The following is a 16,930-nucleotide window of genomic DNA, read 5'->3' as shown; positions in this document are numbered from 1 at the left end:
TATAGCTTATTTATTTTATTATTTCATATTTGTACATCACAAAGTCATTGATTCCAGGCAGTTCTATTTCCAGTGATCCTTTACGTCCTGTCTGTTGCTCGAAGTTCTTGCCATTTCCAAGAACAGGCGTGCATCTGACTTTTATATTTTCGGGCAACCATGTTTCAACAGTAGCTTTTCCATTAGAATTATTCTCCCTGAAAAAGATAAAATATCCCTTATCTCCCTTTACAGACTGAAACCCTGTCCACGATTTGCCGGATGGTTCTTCTCCGACAGGTAATATGGTTCCGGTATGGAAATCATGTTGTATTTCCTTATAAGCTTTTATCAGTTTGCTTACACCAAAGGCCTCTTCTGGCAAACTGCTACCCTCGAACCAGGCCAGCGGTTGCCCGGCCATGGTGGTTGCGAAAAGATATTCGAATGAATAGTTCGCCGGAGCGAATATATCATTCCCATATTTTTCCGTATTTCTCCATTTATTCAGGAATTCGATCTGAAGCTTTTCGGCAGGAACATATTTCGAGAGTTTCCACAGATTTCGTAGCGTCCAGTATGGATAATAGTTCTGCCAGTCGGTGTAGCGATTCTCTAAAAATATATTGCCATATTCGTTGAACATATGATATCCTCCACGGCGTCCGGCAGTCGCATCAAGATTAAAGACAACATTGTTGTTTGTTTTTTTCAGCACTTTGTCGAACAGCTTGTGCAGGTTGATTTCGGATTGTTTGGTCGGGATAGCTAGCCCATCTATTTTGAAAGTACGGATGTCATACTCATTATATAGGTCTACCATAGCCTGAGCGTCTTTTTCCCAATCGGCATAATCGTGCTGAACACTTGGATTGAACCAAAGACATATTTCAACACCCAGTTCTTTCCCCCTTTTTACGATTGGATGCAGCCCGTTAGGATATTTCACAGGATCGGGTTTCCAGTAATCGGGATTGTCCCAGATGTTTTTAAAAGATCCTTTTGCTACAGCCGAATTGGGACTTTTACCGACTTGCCATCCGTCATCTATCTGAAAGTGAGTGATGCCGAGTCTGGCGGCTTTTTCTACCTCTATCAGACTGAATTTCTCATTTACCTTAGAATCCTGGCTGCGGTCGCCCCATGTATTCATCATCACCATTTCGTCCCTGCCCGGTAGTAATTTCCTGATATTTTTCTGATAACTACGTAGAGCCATCAGTTGATCCAGTTCCGAACCGCTATAGACACCGATTACACAGCCATATGTTTTCCGCCATTCATCTACTCTGATGTCTTTTTCGGTCATGCCTAGTCCGGTTACAACAAAATGTCCGAATTCGGTGGTAAAATCATATCCGTTATAAGCCAACTGAACACTTGATGAAGGTGCTTCTTTCAAGAAGAAAAAGCCTTTGTCATTCTCCGTATTGTGTGCGAATAATAAGTTTCCTTTATATGAATTTTTGCGATAAGGTATTATATTACTTTCGAAAACGAGGTTGTTGTTCCAGTCGGTGACGTCATAAAATTCAACTATTTTTGTCTGCCAGTGAAATCCGTCCAGTTTGATCTGGTCTAGTATGGCCATTACCTGTCTGGACTTCATATCTTCGGTGAACTCTATGTTTTTCATATCGGCCAGATTAGTGACCTTCCCATCCAGAGTGACTTCCATACTGCCTTTTAGATATGTGTTACAAGCAATGGCGGGACTGTTTTTATAGATGCGAAATACCCTTTTAATGTCCAGCTTATCCAATGAAAAAGAGACTGTTATTTCAAGGTAAGCGGGATGAATGACTGATTCTTTTACTTCTTTCGAGGCATAAGATGAGTTGGATATGTTATCTGCGTTTTTGGATATGGAAAAATCCGGAGATTTTACTTTGTTCAGCCAGCAATGATCTGAACTTTTGTCGGTCAGGCTGTATGTGATCAGATTTCCTTTGTTCCAGATAAATTTCCGCTCTATCAGGTCATTTCCGATAGTTAGTGTGTCATTCTCCAGACGGCTATAATAAGCGTTCTGAGAATGAGCAGGTACTAATATCCCAAAAACAAACAGAATTAATAATATACGTTTCATCTTGCAGTTCTTATTTTATAGGTAAAACTTTTTTCATCAAATCTGTGAATATTGCGGCCATCCGCTGTTGGATGTATTTGTCTTCGCCCCGGTTGGGATGCCAGCCATATTTTACTCCGTCTATGGTCTGGGTATCTTTTGCGTGCAGCAGGCTTTGCTGTTCTCCGGTAACAGGGTGTGGGCTGCCTTTTGAGAAGCCGATAGACGTATCGAATTCTACAAGAGGTAATCCCCACTTCGAAGCTAATCTACGAACAGAAGTATTGTATATGATACGTCCATCATGCCAATCGGTACAAAGAATAATGACTGCTGGTTTTCCGGATTTAGTGCCATAATATTTCGATTCCTGATTATTTTTCAGTTCGTAGCATTCACTGATATATCTTTTTATCACATAATCGTAAGCAGCAGCATAGTTGCTCCTGTCGAAAGGAACCGGATAATCAGTGTATTTGGATAATAATTGAGATTCATCAAAGACATTCCGGTTGTGTACCTGCATAATAACAAGTGCATCGATATTATCCAGCTCTTCGAAAGAATACAAAGTGCCGTCAATCATCCTGTTTGCCGTATTTGCAATAGATTCGCCTCCGATTGCCCTGTTAACCGGGCGGGCTTTTAGCTTCCGGCAACCTATTTCGAACCATCCGTTTTGAGGTGATGCAAAAGAAGCCCCTGTTAACAGGATAGTATATTGCGTACTATCCTGTAAAAGAGCATGCCCATTCAGGAATGACAATAAAAAGATTGATATGAAAATCAGTTTTTTCATTTATTATTTATTCTCACTGTTATTTAATCCCCGGGGTGTTTTTAATGGTTTTTGTTCATTAAACCGTTGATTGTCGGGGACGTCATGTTTTCCAGCCCCTTCTTTCATCAGTACCTTTAATTCACTCAGGTGTGCCTGGTAGATTATCCGGGGTGTTGTATTATATTTCTTGCATAGCGATGCCGCCATCCCTACTACTTCTCCCATCATACCTGTAGTACGCATTACCCTCACTGTGCCTAGCGCAACATGAGTAACGCTGATGTCACGGCCCGCCATGAACAGATTATCGATGTTCCGGGAATACAGGCAACGATAAGGTACTGCATACGGATAGATACGTATATGTTTTGTAGCAGCCTTAAATTCCTGATCAGGAAAACGGCTGGAATTTACCGAATCGGGGAAATGCAGGTCGATGCTCCATGTTGTTACAAAAGACGCATCTTCGTGGAATACATTTTTATCGATATCGTCCTGTTTAAGAATATAATCGCCCAATAGACGGCGTGATTCACGTTTACCGGCAATATAAGCTACCCATCCCAATTCCCGATTAACATATTTATCATTATCTATCAGTTCATTCTTCAAAAAACTCCAGTTAGAAAAAACAACTAGTAAGCCATAGTCACGAATACGTTCGAATTCATTTACCTGATCCAGATTCATGCCTGTTTCCCATTTCCACTCGCCCATAGTTACTTTTTCGGCGTTTGTGTCGTTAAACTCCACACCGTAGCGGAATTGTGGAAATTTGATCTTCTTTCCTGCATCTACTGAATACCATTGTACGGATGCGCCCATTGTCATATTATCAGCTACTTCGGGAGCCAGTTCTTCACCGAATTCGGCACGGCTTTCACGACCGCTTGTATAATCGGCTCCGGCCAGATATCCTATTGTCCCATCCCCTGTACAGTCGGAAAATAAAGGAGCTTTAAGGCATATTTCTTTTCCTGTTTCTATGTTTTTGATGATGATAGACTCTATCTTATCTCCATTCTTTTTGACTGCAATTGCCCGGTAATTCGAATATAAGGTGATATTTCTTTCATTAGCGATAAATTCACTCTTTTTGCCGTCTTCGTAGTAGTCTCCCGGTTTGGCGTTGCCCTCGCGGGAATGGCCGAATTCACGGATCATACGTCCCAGACCTTTGTTTGGTTCCAATTCGATGGAACCGCCGAGATGTACTCTGATTTCGGAACTGTTATTACCGCCCAGAACCGGGCGGTCATTTATCAATGCGACTTTGCATCCCAGACGTGATGCGGCTGCGGATGCACACATTCCGGCAATTCCACCTCCGACTACAACAAAGTCATAGGATTCTGTTTCTTCGGGGATCGCAGGAATATTCAACATCTTTTTTCTGAATAAAGCTAATTCCTTAATGTCCGATGGTGGAACGTTCCTTTCTTCTGTTGTAAAATAAATAGCATCGCACCGGCCATTGAAACCTGTGAGATCGACAAGAGAAACAGTAGTCTGCAAATCTTTCACAGTAATTTTTCCGGCACTCTGCCACATCCATTCAGAACCTTTATCACCTAATACTACCGGTAATTTTTTGTTTCCGATCTTCAGGGTAAACTTTCCCGGTCCGTTTGTGCTGGTCCATGGCGAAGTCCAGTTGAATGTGCGGACATAGATGTAATAGGTTCCGGTTTCGGGGAAAGTAATATTTGTTGTGGCATTGGCAACAGGCTTTCCCATGCCATGAGCCATTAAATATGGCGAGCCCATCTGATCCATGAACTGCTGATCCAGAACCCAGCCACCTTTGTCGCCGAAACTCTCGGTTTCGACCAAGAGCACGACGGCATATGAGGTTAAGTTCAGAAACAGTAATAGAGAGATTAAAACTGTTCTTTTTGTATATTTTTCCAACTTTTCAGTTCTTTGAGATTATAAAATACGATCTGCTATTTCACCTGCACATCAAGGAGTTTAGCCCAACCGTCAGCGGTTATGTCCTCGTTTACCGCAAGTTGTATAGCCGGTTGATTGTCTTTTTTTGTATCTACAATTGCCACAGCCCATTTATAGCTTCCGGCAGGTAAATCAACAGATGTTTTAAGTTCGTATAATGCGGGGGTATCTTTTAGCCAGTTAGAAGGCTCACTGGTACTGTCGACTATTACCTCCTTTACATTGTCACCAGAATCCAACAGAGCAAAAGCAACTTTATATCTGTAATTCCACTGAGGAATATTGTTAGGAAAATATCCCCAACCCATATTTCTCCAGCGATGAGCTATAGTTATTTCAGTTCCTCTGTTGACACTTTCAGGTAAGTATACCCTGTCTGGATAGAGACGGTATCCTCCTTCGGCATTGAATCGCTGAACAAGGCTGAAACTCAGAGCAAACCAAGTTTCGGTTTCATATCCGGCTCTGAAGTCCATCATGTTTACCTTAGCTTCGAGTGAAGCATCGAATTCTCCCTGGCGTACATCTTCCGGATGACCCGCTCTATACTTGCCACTACTGTCGGTTTCAGGTCTGTGAGAGTGGCCGGGGTCGGTAATCCAGCCTCCTTCCATAATGATCGGGCGTTTGTAATTCCAAGTTTTGGCAAAGTTCTTCTCCCAATCCTTATAATAATCAGTCATTCCGAATGCATCTTGTCTAAGGCTATATCCTTTGTTGATAGCCATATTTAGTAGCTTTTCTGTGTTTACATTCACTGCCCCGTCACTAGCCGGATGTCCCACTACGCGATGATAGTTGATAACCAGAGGTACATTTGTGAAGCATCGGGTATATAGGTCGGTGATCCATTCAAAAACTTCTTCTTTAAGTCTTTCTGTATTTTCTCCGGTAGAAGTGTTAGGATCTTCGTAAATTACATTATGTGCTTCTCCCCATTTACCTAAACCATATGCATCGATGAAAGCGCAAAGTTCACCATCATTGAAATCTGCGGCTAGAGCCTCTATCAGTTTGGTATAGTATTGTTGAAAGACAGGATCCTGAGGATATGGTGTCTTCCTGGTTGGATAATTAGAATTTTCCAGATAATATTTAGCTCCGGCGTCGAACACAAAATCCGGAGTGTTCGCTCCCTGGTCGCGTCCATCAACCACAATACGGAAGGCAATAGGCACACCTCTTTCCAAGGCTCCCTGAATCAACCGCCCTATCTGGGTATTTTTATCTTTCCAGGTATAGACCCCATCGCTGGGATTAAGAGAAGCCCAACTTGTACGGACATAACAGGCCGAAGCATAGTCTATAACCTTTACTTTCTTTCCAAGGTCTGGAACGTAATATTCTGTATCCCAATAGGACGGTTCGGCAGTGCGGGCTGCATACATTACCCATCCGTTCAGAGGATTACGAAGGATTTTAGATCTACTGTAATTAGTTTTCACCAAAGTAGTTCCCGGATAGTTATTCCCCTGATCCGTGTTATCATCATCACTGCAAGCGTGTAAAGTGAGGCATAATAATGCGGCCAATGCGCAGGAAATCAATATTTTGATGTTTATATTTTTCATATTTATAATATTAAAGAGAATTTGTAGTAATTAATAATCAGAAAATGTTGCCGTACCTTCCTGTCAGTATTTTTATCTTCATTCCAATACGGCAATATTATTCTTTGGTGTACCTTAACGTTTTTCAGCTATGATTGTCATATTTCTCAGATCGAGTATTACAAAGTTTGCTCCTGTAGGGATCGTATAGTATGAGTTACGCTGTGCACTCGTATATCCTCCCGACAGTTCGGCTACTTTACCCAATGTAAGAGTCAGTTCTTGCGCTGTGCTGCTAGCTGTCAGCGGGCAACTGAATGCATAAGCAAGGTTTTTGTTATTATCTGATCCTCCATAAACGATGAACTTAGTTTTGCCCGTTTTGCCTCCTGTATATATAAGTACTTGCGGGTCGGCCAAGCTTACTGTACATTCACATTTTATAGGAGTTCCCCAGCTATTGATGGCTCCATGCATCCATAATTCCGTTACTTCGGTTGTCATTGGTACACCTCCGTCACCATTCCAGTCAACGCTCTTTGGTTTAAGTGCTTTCTCCGGCGAATAGATAGTAACTGTCGCTTTCTGCATATTCACAACGATACGGTATTCTCCGGCAGTTGGTATTTTCCATGCAACAGGATTTTCGCGCATTGTTACACTTACGGCTTCGCCATCTTGTAAAGTCCCATCTCCCTCGACAGGACAAAGATAGTTGGTTTCTCCTTCGAATTCAACCGGAATAATGAGGTCTCCGGCTTCCAGGTTGAGAAGATATGCGTATAGGTTTTCATTCTCTAGGGTTTGAGTTAATTCAATTCCACTCATGCCTGGTACGGCGCTACCTTCAAGGAATAACTTATCTGCATCAAAAACAATTGTTTTAATAGGCTGAACATTAACCCTGACAGTACGAACTTCAGGGGCTTCGAAGGTAGATCCTCCTTCCCATTGGGCAACTACCCGGAACTCAAGAGTAAAAGGTTTATTAGTAGGCAGGGTCCATTTCTCGTTTGCCCAGTTTTGTAACTGTTCGGATGTAAAGCTCTTACTGAATACTCCGTCATCCTCATATGTAAGGATAGCTGTAGACGAACCGAAATTATTCCCTACAACATCGAGCTTTGTTGTATAAGAGACCATATGATCATCATCTGATTGAGGGCGGGCTTCGGTCCATGTGAAAGTAAGGATGTCGCCTGTAAGATTATTCTCATCCAGTATGATGTCAGTAGATGAAGCTGTAAGCTCCAGATGTTCTTCAACCTTTGGTATATCTTTAATATCGCCATCGTCACATGCATTCATGCAAAACGCGGTGAACAATAATGGCAATGTTTTATATAAAAAATTTACTTTTTTCATAAATATTGTTTTTAAGATAAAAATCATTATTCTCTTTTTATTAAGTGTTTCTTAAATGTCTCTAACTTAATGTTGTTGAATGAATGATTTTATTTATTTGTACCCTGGATTCTGAGGGAATACTACGTCACGGTTAGCGTCGATTATCGTTTGCGGAATAGGCCACAATGCATGATAATCCTGGATGACATCTTTTATTGCACTATTGTACTTCTTAGCCCGGTCTATCAATTTATTTGTGCGTACCAATGTAAAGCGGCGGGTTTCTTCTCCAACCAATTCACGGATACGCTCATCGAGCAGGTAATCCATTGACATGTCTTCGGCTGCAACTGGTGTTGCTCCTGCCCGCTTGCGTACTTCGTTTACAGCGTCGGCAGCTTTTGATGTTTCATTTTGTCCCAGATAAGCCTCTGCAAGCAACAGATAAGTTTCGGACAGGCGAAATTTCATACGGTCCCTATAGCTTCCTGTAAGACTTAAATTTTCGCTACGTCCATAGAAAAATTTAGTCAAAGCCGGAAACAATGTTTTTGTAGAGAACCAGGTTTGTTCTGTAATATTACATTTTTTACCATATAGGGATGCATCACCTGAGTTGTTATAATACCAGTTACGTTTGATATTGTGGTTCGAGTTGCGAATATCTGTGTCATCAAAGATACCGGCAACATCTCCGGTAGCATTTGTACCTTTGGTACCTACCCACCATTTCATAGGAACTATCTGTGCCAGACCGCGACCACCCAATGTATCGGCTAAGACGAAGCCTGAGATATCCTGGTATTTAGGATTCCACGCTCTGCGTGTCCATTCGTCAGAATTGGTTCCTCCTCCGATCGTATTATATTCGAATTGCATAACCCAGATACTTTCTTTGTTGCCGCTTCCTCTATTTTGATTGTTTTCGACAAACAGATCGCTGAATACATCGCCTGCTTTATCCTTACCCGCTCCATAACGGGCTTTCATCAACTCATAATGCTTACTGTTAATCACTTCCAGAGCAGCTTCTTCTGCCAGCTTATATTCTCCCTGCAACAGGTACATTTCACTTAACAGGTGATATGCCGCCCATTTAGTTAGTTTTCCATCCTTGACATTATCCGGATTTTCAGGGAGATATTCAGTTGCAAATTTCAGGTCGTCTACAATATGTCCTAGTACTTCTGCTTTAGGAGTGCGGGTGAAATCAAGCTGGAAATCATATAATATTTTCTCTACATATGGCACGTCTCCGTAGAGGTAGACCAACGTACGATATGCGTAAGCACGGAAAAAGCGTGCTTCAGCCTGAAAACGAGTCTTGTCTGTAGGATAATCCCAGTTATTGTTTTTTTCTGAATAGTCCAGTATTAAATTGGCCGAAGAGATCACACTATATGCCCAATTCCAGTATGTACCTACAAATCTTTCTTCGGATGTCAGTGTCAGATTTGCAAATGCAGTAAGAGATGCATCACTGTTTATTACATCTACAATATCAGTAGCAGCTTGTAACGCTTCGTAAGGGCAAGCTCCATTGTGCATAAATGCACCTTCTTCACCATATGTATTGTATTCGGCGCGGGTAAGGGCATAAAGTCCGGTAACACCTACCTCAAAACCGTATGTACTAGTAAAGGTATTGGTAGGAGACAATTCTGATTTTAAGTCTTCGTCGAGAAAACCGTCACATCCGGTGGCTGTGATCATTAATATGGATGCCAGCCCTGTTTTTATGATGTTTTTTATTTTCATATCGTGTTTTGATTTAGAAAGTTAAATTTAATCCGAACATAAAGGAACGAGCTGTGGGATAAGAAGCCATCCAGCTATTATCGTAATTAAGAACCTGCCTTACGTTAGAGAATGTATGCGCATTGTTGACACTCACGTTTATATCGATTGCGTTTACTCCAAGTTTACCGGCTATTTTATGAGGCATTCTGTAACCGAAGGTTATATTCTTAAGCTGTACATATGTCATCTTTTTGTAATAGCTGTGTCCCAGGGGATTCAGATAACCCGGGGAAACAATTTCCGCATCGGGATTCTCCGGCGTCCAATAATTTGCGTTATGCACATAGTTTGTTATACCAAATGTCCATGATCCTATATTAGCCACATTATCTTCGCGCCAAACACCAAATACTCCATTTAACAGAAATGAAAAGTAAAAATCTTTATACGTAAACCTGTTACCCATAGACATTCTGAAATCCGGTACTTTGGATCCGATAATCGTCTTATCTTTTGCATCTATATACCCGTTGCCATCTACATCTTCGACTTTGGCAGATCCCGGTTCGGCACCGGTCTGGATTTTACTTTGGCTTCCATTCGCATCGGTATAGTAAAACTCGTCGCCCTGTTGCCAGATACCTACCATATTATAGTCATAATAAACCTGTATAGGTTTGCCTATAAACCATTTATTGGCAATGTCGTCTATTTTATCTCCACGCAACTCAACAATTTTATCACGGTTTAATGAGAAGTTAATGTCGGTACTCCAGGTGAAATCTTTACTACGGATATTCTGGGAATTCAAGGTTATTTCTATCCCCTTGTTGCGGGTTTGTCCCACATTATCCCATATTTTACTGTAACCATTCATAATAGGCACAGTGCGTTGCATGAGCAGATCGTGTGTGTTGGACAGGTACATATCAATAGTTCCGTTGAGGCGGCCTTTGAATAACTGAAAATCCAATCCGACATTAGCCGTATATGTGGTCTCCCATTTCAGGTTTGGGTTACCAATGCCATCACTGGCCAGATAGGCCGTGTTAGCGGCATTTCCCCCATCTCCCCATATATATTTTACTTTCGAGTAAAGGCGATCCAGGGTTCTGTAGGAAGATATAGCCTCATTACCATTGGCACCATAAGAGACCCTTAGTTTAAGCATGTCCATCCATTCGATATTATCTTTTATAAAATTTTCTTCAGCTATATGCCATGCAAGAGCGGCAGATGGGAAGAATCCATATTTATTGTTTTCCCCAAAGACTGAAGCCCCGTCTCTACGCCCGGTCAATGTAGTCATATATTTGCCTTTGTAGGCATAATTCAAGCGAAGCATCATGGACATTCTTGCCTCTTCGCTCAATCCCGAAGATATCGTTTGATTGCGTTCTGCGGTGCCCATCATGTGATAACTGGTATCATCGGTTACAAAACCATATGCTGTCTGGGAAGATGTGGTTTTCCTGTTTTCCTGGATACTAAACAGTCCGGTTGCATCGAAGCGGTGGTCACCGATCTCACGGTCGTAGCGGAGTATATTCTCCCATGTATAATCTGTATAATGTTCATTGCTGATACTTGCTTTCCCTCCGATTTGCGCTCCTTGTTCTCTACCGTCATATGTATCTCGTCCGTAATAGGTTCCGGTAAAGCTGCTCCGGTAGTTGTATCCATAATTGGTCCTGAATGACAAACCTTTGACTGGTAGCAGAATATTGGCATATGCATTGAGGAAAAAGTTTCGGTTGGTTCTATCCTGATCGGCATTTACATTGATCATAGGGTTGGTTATAAGAGAATACTCCATCGGCTCGGTAACATAATAGCCAGCGTCATCCTTGTATTTTCCATACGGACTCTGTTTTATGGCATGCTCGAGATTTGGGGTGATGCCGCCATTCTCTTTTTGTATGAACTGGGTTCCTACTCCGATGGTCAGCCATTTATTGAAAGTCTGGTCGATATTTACAGAGACGTTTATTCGCTCCAATTTAGAGTTGTAAACCACTCCTTCCTGATCAAGATAAGCTATCGCCGCCATATACTTGGTATCGTCGGTGCCTCCTGAAATACTTACTTGATGATCCATTGTGAAACCTGTTTGGAAAACATAATCCTGCCAGTTGTGTGTAATTCCGTTCTGGTAATTTTCACGCTCACTGACACTGATGATCTGGCCTGCGATAGGATCGAGCTGGTCGCCTGTATAACCCTCTTTCAGACGGCCTATATCTTGTTGGAAACGAATGTATTGATTCGGTCCCATTACCTGAATTCTCTGCATTGGCTCGGATATTCCAAGCTGGGCTTTATACGTTACCTGTGGTTTTCCTTTTGCACCTCTTTTTGTCTGTATAAGTATTACTCCGTTAGATCCGCGTGCTCCGTAAATTGATACAGCCGAGGCATCTTTCAATACAGAAAGATTGTCAATAATGTTCGGGTCGAGATCGACTAAAGAACCACTATACGGAATTCCATCCAGAACAATTAGGGGATCGTTGTTTGCTGATATAGAATTTTGTCCACGGATGAGAAGGGTCTGATCCTGTCCGGGAGCTGCATTAGAGGTGGTAATATTTAGCCCGGCAATCTGTCCGGTCAGACGATCCATCAGATTGCTGGTAGAAACCATGTCTAATTTTTCTTTGCCTACCACTGAAAGCCCTCCTGTAAGGTCTTTTTTCTTCTGTGTACCGTAGCCTACAACGACTACTTCGTCAAGTAATTTATCATCTCCGGTCATTGTTATATTCATAATTCCAGAAGGATTTACCTTAACCTCCTGAGTTGTAAAGCCTACATAGGTAAAAACCAGAGTTGATGCAGGGGAAGCCTGTATTGTGAAGTTCCCGTCTACATCAGTAACTGTTCCTGCATCTCCGTCTTTCACACGAACTGTGACTCCGATAAGAGATTCTCCAGTTCCATCAATAACCTTTCCGGTAATTTTAATAAGATCTTGTTGCAAGTCTGCATACATATGAGTTGCCGATAGTAAGAATATGGCAACAATCATCAATCTACTTTTAATCTTTTTGTGTATTTTCATTTTTCAATATTATAAGATAAAAATTTAAGTTAGTATTTTCATTTGTATCTTCATTCTGATATCAGGATGGGGATCTGATGTTAGCCAGAATGAAGATGTTTCCATCTTCTCTTGTTATTTTCATATGCTTTAAGGTTAGATTATTGAAATATTCTTATGGTTTTAGACTGTTGTTTTTATTAGGGTATGGCAAGTAGATTCTATTTATTCCATTTCATGGTATAGGTATATCGAAGAAGAAAAACAGGATCTAGCCTTTGTCTATAGCAAAGGTGAATAAAAATCGAATATACCCTGGTACTCATTTATTCGGAAATGGTTTCATTTTGTACGGAGCCGTACAAAATTTATACTTATCATAAAAAAAGAAGCCTTTTACGGCTTCTTTTTAAATTCGGTAGGTGTTAGTTCGAAATGTTTTTTAAAGCAAATACTAAAGTATTTAGGATTATTGAATCCTGTTTGAATTGCTATTTCGGATATGGTAAGATCTGAATCTTTTAATAGTTGAGCGCTGCGTTTAAGCCGGACATCCATTATAAATTCTTTAATGGACATTCCTACTATATCGTTTATCTTTTGGTATAAAAGCGTACGTCCGATACCCATATCGGAAACGAATGCCTCGACATTATATTCACAGTTACTGATGTTCTGTTCGATCTGCTCCATTGCTCTTTTCAGCAATTCTTCGTCCATTGAGGATATCGTGATCTTAGACGGTTCGGCAATATATTTCTTGCTGTACAATTCTTTGAGTTCGTTTTGATTCCTGATGAGATTATCCACCTGTTTGAGCAGGAAATCCATATCGAACGGCTTGTCGATAAAGACATTTGCTCCGCTTTCCAGTGCTTTTATCTTATATTCGGTATTCTTACCCACTGCCGAAAGGACAATTATCGGGATATGGCTTGTTTTTATATTAGAGCGCAGATTGCGGCAAACGTCAAAACCATCGGCTTCCGGCATCATCAGGTCGGTAATGACGATCTGAGGAAATATTTTTTCAGTTTTAGCTATACCCTCATTGCCATTTACTGCTGTGTATACATTATGGTATTCCGATAACCGTTGTTCCATGTAGGCTCTCAGATCAGGATCGTCTTCTATGACAACAATACTGTGTGTTTTACGGCTTCGCTTGTCGTTCAGATTGGTCACTTCTGATTCTGCCAGAATATTATCTATCTCGGAAATGGCATATTCATACGACACAACATTGCTATCGGCCTTTTCGATATTTAAAGAGAAAGGCAGGATTACTGTAAAAGTGACTTTCGAGTCACCGGAATGCAGTAAAACTTTCCCTTCCAGGCTATTAACCAGTTCCCTGACAATGGCCAGACCCAATCCTGTACTCTCTTCAAACGCAGGTTTGCCAGAAGTCAGGCGATTGAATGACTCAAATATCTCTTCTTTCTTGTCATCGGGAATTTCTGTGCCGGTATTGGTTATGGCAACAGATATATACCCTGTATTTGTTGTTTCCGATAGAGCAAGAGCAGTGATCTCTTCTTGGGTAGTTTTACTGATTCTTACCCCTACAAATCCGTCTTCAGATGTGTATTTTATGGCATTCGAAAATAAATTGGTGAAGATCTTCTCTACTGCATCGTGATCGAATTTTGTATAGAAGCTTTCAATATCAGGGTTCATATCCGTCTCTATTCCCTTTTTGTTGGCATAAAGCTCAAATAAAGAGAAGATATCGCCGATATATTGGATCAGGTCGCCGGGTTGCAGGTTGAATGTGATTTTTTGACTCTCTATTTCCCTGAATTGAAGTAACTGGCTGATCATTCGCTGAATGCGGTTTACGTTCTTTTCAATAAGATTTACATAGGTGTTCGCATTCGACGATTGATCGTCTGGTAAATACTCCTTTAGTTGTTTCAACGGATCGACGACCAAAGTAAGTGGGGTCTTAAGATCATGTGAGATATTTGTAAAGAAATTAATCCGGGCTTGAGTGAGCTTCTGCATGTTTTGCTCCTTGATCTGTTCCATTTCGAGCCGGTTCTTGAATATCTTCTTATTCGTAAAATATCTCCATATAAAGTATACTATGAATAATAATAATATTGAGTAGACAATGTATGCCCAAATGGAAAGGAAAGGCGAGGGCTTTACCTCGAAAAGTAAAGTGGAAACCTCATCGCCCCACAAACCGTCGTTGTTGGCGGCCTTGACCTCGAAGGTGTATTTACCGGCAGGCAAATTAAAGAATTGTATTGTTTTCTGTCCCCGGGGCAGAAGGTTCCATTTGTCTGAAAGCCCGATCATCCGGTATGCGTATTGATTTTTTTCAGCATCCAGATAGCTGTTTGCCGAAACCTGTATTTCAATATTAGACTGCTTATGCGATAGTATTATCTTGTCATCATATCTTTCGGAATAGGATAGTGTAGATATATCTTTTGTCAATGGGGAGTTTTTATCATTTGGTGCAATTATTTTACTATTGATAAGTAGATCAGTAAAAAAGACTTTGGGCTTTTGATTGTTATATTTTATTTTACCCGGGGTGAACATAATAAAGCCGTTTGTTCCGCCAAACAACATTTCTCCCTGCGATGTTTTGTAGCATGCGCGTACATAGAACGCGCCACACAAGCTCAGGTTATCTATCTGGGATTTGTTTATTTTCCCGTTCTTATGGTCGTAATAATACAAACCATCATTGGTGCTGAACCATATGTCTTTGGAAGAGGTGTCCTCCAGTATACCAAAAACGGTTTTTCCCAATAGTCCGTCTTTTTCTGCAAAATTCACATAACGACCATCCTTACTCAATCTGTTTATGCCGCCGCCGCGTGTTCCAAACCAAATATCAGACTCGGATGTAATACAAAATGAACAGAGGTTATTCACCGAATAAGGAGCGTTTTCTATATAATAATGTTTTATGATTCGTCTTGTGCTGACATCTACGATATATGCTCCGTTGTGGGTTATCAGCCAGAGATTGTTTCCCTTGTCGCGAAACAGTGTTTCAATCTGCATTCTAACCATAGCTCCTTTAGAGTCAAGTATAGAGACAATTTCTATAGTTCCTTTTCTTTTATCTTTATACATCAGTTCGGTATCGGGATCAGTCATCCAAATACCTGAGTCACTTTCCATAACGAAGTCATATACGGTTAACTGTTGTGAGGTTATGGGATGATGCATGCGTTGGTCTATAAAATGTTGCTGCCTGGCATCGAATAGCTCCATGCCGCCGTTGAAAGCCGAAATCTGTAAAGAATTGGTTTTTTCGTCATATTGCAGCTTTTTTATCATATTTGATGTTATTCCTGTTTTGTTTCCTTGTGTATAATAGAAGAACTTATCGGTCTTCCTGTTCCAGTAATTCAAACCTCCTCCTTCTGTGCCTATCCATAGATTGCCTTCTTTATCTTCTTCGAAGCAACTTATTATAGGGTGATTCAGTCCTCCCGGGGTAGCTTTGAAATAGTTGACATTGTTGTCGAAGAAAGTCATATAGGCTAACTTGCCTCCATATGTGCCTATCCATACACCTCCATCCGGATCAGGAAAAATCGACCATACCGAATTATTTGGCAGGGAATATGTATAATGAAGATTGAACCGGAGTTGATGCATTTCTTCCGTTAGTGGATCTAACAGGAATAATCCGGATTGCGTGGCTACCCAGACGGTATTTGAAGAGTCGAGATATAGTTTTTTTGTGCTGGCCGATTTCCCGTACTCGCGTGAGAGATTGTAATGCTTCGTTACTTTACCATTATTATCACATTTATATAACCCATCCATATGCGTAAGAATATAAACCGACTCATTATATTCTATTACATCCCTTATTACATAGCTATCATCCCCTAATGCCGAAAACAGGTTATATTGCTTTGTAGCCTTGTTCAACCTGTATACATTGCCATTCGAGGAAATATAGATATGATCTTCTGTACATATTAATGACATTGTAGATACAACGACGTCTGAAGGTAGCGGATATTGGGTAATGTCAGGTAAATGGTCGGGATGGAACGATTCGATCTTGTTATCCCTGATTAGCCATATATTCCCATCCTCAGCAGGTATAACCGACCCTACATTTCCGGTTAAGATACGGTCGAATTTTTTGGTCTGGTAGTTGAAGCGTAATAATCCCTGGTTAGTGCCGACGTACAATCTTTTCGATTTATCGGTAATAACTTGCCCGTATGCCCAGTAGGAACTAGGCAGAATACTTGTGACAAGATCATTCATTTGTTCGAACGAATTGCCATTATAGACAAATAAAGCATCGTATCCGCTAAACCAAATTCGCCCGATACTATCTTTAGTAATACTATGTATCCCTCCATAATAGGAGGTTTCCGGCATAGTATGAAATCTATAATCTGATATATTTAAGGCAAAGCCGGGGATGGAAAACAGTGTGAAAAATACCGCAAACAAAAACCTCATATTTCAACGACTAA

8 protein-coding genes are annotated in these 16,930 nt (G+C 40.9%); all 8 read right to left on the bottom strand.

Annotated elements, in window-relative coordinates:
- Positions 1–10 precede the first annotated feature (10 nt).
- Positions 11–2,068 carry an alpha-galactosidase gene (locus tag GGR21_RS04125; protein ID WP_183305898.1) on the bottom strand — a complete coding sequence of 686 codons (2,058 nt, stop codon included), beginning with the start codon at positions 2,066–2,068 and terminating at the stop codon, positions 11–13.
- 10 nt (positions 2,069–2,078) lie between these two features.
- Complete coding sequence (locus tag GGR21_RS04120; protein WP_183305897.1) at positions 2,079–2,846, bottom strand: DUF5040 domain-containing protein; 768 nt, start codon at positions 2,844–2,846, stop codon at positions 2,079–2,081.
- Between the two features lie 3 nt (positions 2,847–2,849).
- Positions 2,850–4,667, bottom strand: coding sequence for an FAD-dependent oxidoreductase (locus GGR21_RS04115; protein ID WP_394353470.1), 1,818 nt, complete (start codon positions 4,665–4,667; stop codon positions 2,850–2,852).
- 107 nt (positions 4,668–4,774) lie between these two features.
- Positions 4,775–6,352 carry a DUF4832 domain-containing protein gene (locus GGR21_RS04110; RefSeq protein WP_183305895.1) on the bottom strand — a complete coding sequence of 526 codons (1,578 nt, stop codon included), beginning with the start codon at positions 6,350–6,352 and terminating at the stop codon, positions 4,775–4,777.
- 114 nt (positions 6,353–6,466) lie between these two features.
- Positions 6,467–7,696 carry a SusE domain-containing protein gene (locus GGR21_RS04105; RefSeq protein ID WP_246347983.1) on the bottom strand — a complete coding sequence of 410 codons (1,230 nt, stop codon included), beginning with the start codon at positions 7,694–7,696 and terminating at the stop codon, positions 6,467–6,469.
- A 93-nt stretch (positions 7,697–7,789) separates the two neighbouring features.
- The gene (locus tag GGR21_RS04100) at positions 7,790–9,430 is read right to left on the bottom strand and encodes a RagB/SusD family nutrient uptake outer membrane protein (protein ID WP_183305972.1); all 1,641 of its coding nucleotides are present in this window, start codon (positions 9,428–9,430) and stop codon (positions 7,790–7,792) included.
- Between the two features lie 19 nt (positions 9,431–9,449).
- Positions 9,450–12,479 carry a SusC/RagA family TonB-linked outer membrane protein gene (locus tag GGR21_RS04095; RefSeq protein WP_183305894.1) on the bottom strand — a complete coding sequence of 1,010 codons (3,030 nt, stop codon included), beginning with the start codon at positions 12,477–12,479 and terminating at the stop codon, positions 9,450–9,452.
- Between the two features lie 375 nt (positions 12,480–12,854).
- A complete protein-coding gene (locus GGR21_RS04090; RefSeq protein ID WP_183305893.1) occupies positions 12,855–16,832 on the bottom strand; it encodes a hybrid sensor histidine kinase/response regulator transcription factor in 3,978 nt (1,325 codons plus the stop codon).
- Between the last annotated feature and the right edge of the window lie 98 nt (positions 16,833–16,930).

Source organism: Dysgonomonas hofstadii (assembly GCF_014196915.1).
In the GTDB taxonomy this organism is placed as follows: Bacteria; Bacteroidota; Bacteroidia; order Bacteroidales; family Dysgonomonadaceae; genus Dysgonomonas; species Dysgonomonas hofstadii.
This window is presented reverse-complemented; position numbering and strand designations above follow the sequence as displayed.

Excerpts from the sequence above, each read along its gene's own strand:
- GGR21_RS04095 (WP_183305894.1), bottom strand. The coding sequence starts at position 12,479 with ATGAAAATACACAAAAAGATTAAAAGTAGATTGATGATTGTTGCCATA.
- GGR21_RS04125 (WP_183305898.1), bottom strand. The coding sequence starts at position 2,068 with ATGAAACGTATATTATTAATTCTGTTTGTTTTTGGGATATTAGTACCT.
- GGR21_RS04120 (WP_183305897.1), bottom strand. The coding sequence starts at position 2,846 with ATGAAAAAACTGATTTTCATATCAATCTTTTTATTGTCATTCCTGAAT.
- GGR21_RS04090 (WP_183305893.1), bottom strand. The coding sequence starts at position 16,832 with ATGCCGGAAACCTCCTATTATGGAGGGATACATAGTATTACTAAAGAT.
- GGR21_RS04110 (WP_183305895.1), bottom strand. The coding sequence starts at position 6,352 with ATGAAAAATATAAACATCAAAATATTGATTTCCTGCGCATTGGCCGCA.
- GGR21_RS04105 (WP_246347983.1), bottom strand. The coding sequence starts at position 7,696 with ATGAAAAAAGTAAATTTTTTATATAAAACATTGCCATTATTGTTCACC.